The sequence below is a fragment of the Nocardioides sp. genome (genome assembly GCF_036374615.1).
In the GTDB taxonomy this organism is placed as follows: domain Bacteria; phylum Actinomycetota; class Actinomycetes; order Propionibacteriales; family Nocardioidaceae; genus Nocardioides.
Map to the genome: position 1 here is coordinate 1 of NZ_DASUTK010000057.1, position 3,780 is coordinate 3,780.

Sequence of the window (3,780 nt, forward strand, 5' to 3'; positions counted from 1 at the left end):
TGCTGGCCGCCGACGCCGCCGACCGGCCCGACAGCATGCTCACCCACGTCGGGTACGCCGTCGCGACCGCAGGCCTGCTCCCGCTGCTGGTCTGGCGGCAGCCGCCCGAGGACCCGGACGCCGTGGTCGAGCCGGCCTCGCTGTGGGTCGTCGCGATCGCACTGGTGGCGGTCGCGGTCTGCGTCGTCCGGCTGGCGCAGACCCGGTGAGGGCACCGTGAAGGCCTCGACCGGGAGGCAGGTGCTGGTGGCGTGCTACGCCGTGTTCGCGGTGGCGGCCGGGGCCCGCTCACTGGTGCAGATCACAACGCGGTTCGAGGAGGCACCGCTGGCCTACAGCCTGTCGCTGGTCGCCGCGGTGATCTACCTCGTGGCGACGCTGGCGCTGCGACGTAGGTCGGAGCGGGCACGTCGCGTCGCACTTGCGGCGGTCGGTGTCGAGGCGGTCGGCGTGCTCGTCGTGGGCACCCTGTCCGTCGTTCGTCCCGAGTGGTTCCCGGACCAGACGGTGTGGTCGGACTTCGGCATCGGGTACCTCTTCGTCCCGCTGGTGCTGCCGTTCGTGGGGTTGTGGTGGCTGCTGCGCCACCCGGCTCCCGGGTGATCCGCCGAGGGTCAGGTGATGGTCATGCCCCCGTCGACCGGCACCGTCTGGCCGGTGACGTAGCCGGCGGCGTCGGACGCGAGCCACACCACGGTGGCGGCGAGCTCGCGCGGATCGCCCGTACGGCCGACCGGGATCCGGGGCAGCTGCGAGTCGAGGTAGCCGGGCGGGTACTGGTCGGTCATCTCCGATGCGAAGAACCCCGGCGCCACCGCGTTGACGCGGATTCCCTTGCGGCCGGTCCACTGTTGCGCGAGGTCGCGGGTGAGACCGATCAGGGCGGCCTTCGAGGCGGAGTACGCGGCCTGGGGCAGACCGCCGGTCGTCAGGCCGAGCACCGAGCTCACGTTGATGATGCTGGACCCGGGCTGCATCACCCGGCCGCACGCCTGCGCCATCCAGTAGCAGCCGTTGAGGTTGACGTCGATCACGGACCGGAACTGCTCGGGCGTCTCGCGGGTCGCAGGGACGGCGGTGCCGATGCCGGCGTTGTTGACCAGGATGTCGACCCCGCCGAGCCCGGTCACCGCAGCGTCCACCAGCGCCTGGCACTGCTCGGGGTCGGCGACATCCGTGGCGGCCGTGACCACCTTCCGCCCGGCGTCGCGCACCAGCTGAGCGGTCTCCTCGAGCCGGTCGACCCGTCTCGCGCCCAGCGCGACGTCGGCGCCCGCCTCCGCGAGCGCGCGGGCGAACGCGACGCCGAGACCGCTGCTGGCCCCCGTGACGACGGCGACCTTCCCGTCGAGGCGGAACATGTCGAGGACCGTCATGATCAGGACCCTAGTGACCGAGCCGTGTCAGCAGCTCGTCGGTCCAGGCGAAGACGCGGGTGGCGCGGTCGCCGAGGTCAGGGCCCGGTAGGAGCTCGTCGAGCCGGTCGGCGTACCCCTCAGGGAGGTCGGTGTCGAGGTAGCGGAGACCGAAGTCGTGGCGGGCCGGGCAGTGCTCGATCCGCAGCAGCTCGACCAGAGGCGTGAAGGTGAACCGGAGGTAGAACGCGTGGGCCTCCGCGAGCTCGCCGCGGGCGAGCGCCCGACGGACCAGCCACTCGGCGGTGCCACGGCGGGCGGCGATCTGGGCGACCGTGGTGGCACGGGCGGCCTCGTGGGGCGCCTCGTCCTCGGGCGCGAGCCGCAGCAGGCCGTCGGGGTCGTGCAGCACGATCGGCGTCCCGTGCCGGCGGGGGTCGATCACGACGGTGCCCGCTGAGGGCAGCGGGTGGATCGCCAGGTCGATGATGCGGGTCGGTCGCGACAGGTCACCGGGGTCGGGCTGCAGGTGGGCGAACAGCTGGCGGGTGCCGTCCGGCCAGCGTTCGCGGAGCACCTCCCAGACGTGGTCGACGTGGAGCTGCTCGGCGAGCAGCCCGTGCAGCTCGTCGTACGTCGCGTCGGGTGGGCCGTCCACCCAGAGCTCGGCGTCGAGGTCGGAGTGGTCGTCGTACCGGCCGGTCGCGGCGGACCCGCCGACGATGGCCAGCCGCACGTCGGGACTCGCCGAGGCGTGGTCGCGCAGCAGCGCCAGCACGTCGTCGTATCGGCTCAGGTCAAGCACGCTGGGACCCTAGCGCCGGCATTGGGTATCATGGCTGCATGCGCAGGTCGCTGCTCCTTAGTTAGCCGCGTCGGACCACCACCACCGACGCGGCTGCCCCTCGTGCACGAGGGGCTTTTTCATGTCCCGCCCGAGCAGTGCGACCGACGACGAGAGAGACAGATGAGCGAGCAGACCGAGCAGACGACCGACCGCACGTCGTACGACGTCCACGTGGTCGAGACCAAGTGGCAGAAGATCTGGGACGAGCTGCAGCCCTACGTCGCTGCGGACGACGTGGTGCTGCGCGGCGAGCGCGAGAAGCGGTACGCGCTGACGATGTTCCCGTACCCGAGCGGCGACCTGCACATGGGGCACGCCGAGGTGACGGCTCTGCACGACGTGATCGCCCGTTACTGGCGCCACCGCGGCTACGAGGTGCTGAACCCGATGGGCTGGGACTCGTTCGGGCTGCCGGCGGAGAACGCCGCGATCCGCAACGACGAGCACCCGGCGACCTACACCTACGCCAACATCGACACCCAGTTCGAGTCGTTCAAGCACTACGGCATCAGCTTCGACTGGAGCCGCCGGTTCAACACCAGCGACCCGTCGTACTACCGCTGGACGCAGTGGCTGTTCCTGAAGTTCAGGGAGCGCGGGCTGGCCTACCGCAAGAACAGCCCGGTCAACTGGTGCCCGCAGGACCAGACCGTGCTGGCCAACGAGCAGGTCGTCGACGGCCACTGCGAGCGTTGCGGAGCCGAGGTCACCAAGCGCGAGCTGACGCAGTGGTACTTCAAGATCACCGACTACGCCCAGGAGCTGCACGACGAGCTGGACGTACTGGCGCCGACCTGGCCCGACCGGGTCATCACCGCCCAGCGGAACTGGATCGGCCGGTCCGAAGGCGCCCACGTGGACTTCGTCGTGGAGGGTCGCGACGAGCCGCTGACCGTGTACACGACGCGCCCGGACACGCTGTTCGGCGCCACGTTCATGGTGGTCGCGGCGGACGCGCCGCTGGCCGCGGAGCTGGTGAGCGACGAGCGGCGAGCAGAGTTCGAGGCGTACCGCGACGAGGTCCGCATGGCGTCGGAGATCGAGCGCCAGAGCACGGAGCGACCGAAGACCGGCGTCGACCTGGGCGTCCGAGCGGTGAACCCGCTGACGGGTGACCTGATCCCGGTGTACGCCGCCGACTACGTGCTGGCCGACTACGGCACCGGCGCGATCATGGCTGTGCCGGGGCAGGACCAGCGCGACTGGGACTTCGCCACGGTGTTCGACCTGCCGATCGTCCGGACCGTCCAGCCGCCCGAGGGCTGGGAGGGCGAGGCGTACGTCGGCGAGGGCCCGGCCATCAACTCCGCGAACGACGAGATCGACCTGACCGGCCTGACCGTCGACGAGGCCAAGCACACCACCATCACCCACCTGGAGCGGAAGGGGCTGGGCCGAGGCACCGTCAACTTCCGGCTGCGTGACTGGCTGCTGTCCCGTCAGCGGTTCTGGGGGCCGCCGATCCCGATCGTGCACTGTGAGAAGTGCGGGGAGGTCGCCGTGCCCGACGACCAGCTGCCGGTCACCCTGCCCGAGCTGAAGGGCGCCGACCTGAAGCCGAAGGGCGTCTCGCCGCTG

The 3,780-nt window shown here is 71.0% G+C and carries 4 protein-coding genes and 1 pseudogene; 3 read left to right on the top strand and 2 right to left on the bottom strand.

The window, feature by feature from the left end:
• Together VFZ39_RS04350 and VFZ39_RS04355 are read left to right on the top strand one after the other, a co-directional pair.
• Window positions 1-209: pseudogene (locus tag VFZ39_RS04350) on the top strand (hypothetical protein); the annotation flags it as partial.
• A gap of 7 nt (window positions 210-216) precedes the next feature.
• On the top strand, window positions 217-603 hold the full coding sequence (locus VFZ39_RS04355; protein ID WP_330864500.1) for a hypothetical protein: 387 nt from the start codon (window positions 217-219) through the stop codon (window positions 601-603).
• An 11-nt stretch (window positions 604-614) separates the two neighbouring features.
• Here the strand turns inward: VFZ39_RS04355 and VFZ39_RS04360 are convergent, their stop codons facing one another.
• Both VFZ39_RS04360 and VFZ39_RS04365 read right to left on the bottom strand, forming a co-directional pair.
• Window positions 615-1,376: an SDR family NAD(P)-dependent oxidoreductase gene (locus tag VFZ39_RS04360; protein ID WP_330864501.1), complete on the bottom strand. Its 762-nt coding sequence runs from the start codon at window positions 1,374-1,376 to the stop codon at window positions 615-617.
• Window positions 1,377-1,386: 10 nt separating this feature from the next.
• Window positions 1,387-2,160: a nucleotidyltransferase domain-containing protein gene (locus tag VFZ39_RS04365; protein WP_330864502.1), complete on the bottom strand. Its 774-nt coding sequence runs from the start codon at window positions 2,158-2,160 to the stop codon at window positions 1,387-1,389.
• A gap of 162 nt (window positions 2,161-2,322) precedes the next feature.
• Between VFZ39_RS04365 and leuS the strand changes: the two genes are divergently transcribed.
• A partial coding sequence (leuS, locus tag VFZ39_RS04370) for a leucine--tRNA ligase (RefSeq protein WP_330864503.1) occupies window positions 2,323-3,780 on the top strand: 1,458 nt, incomplete at its 3' end.

What these genes read in the sequence shown, in the direction of transcription:
- VFZ39_RS04360 (WP_330864501.1), bottom strand. Translation starts at nt 1,376, where the DNA reads ATGACGGTCCTCGACATGTTCCGCCTCGACGGGAAGGTCGCCGTCGTC.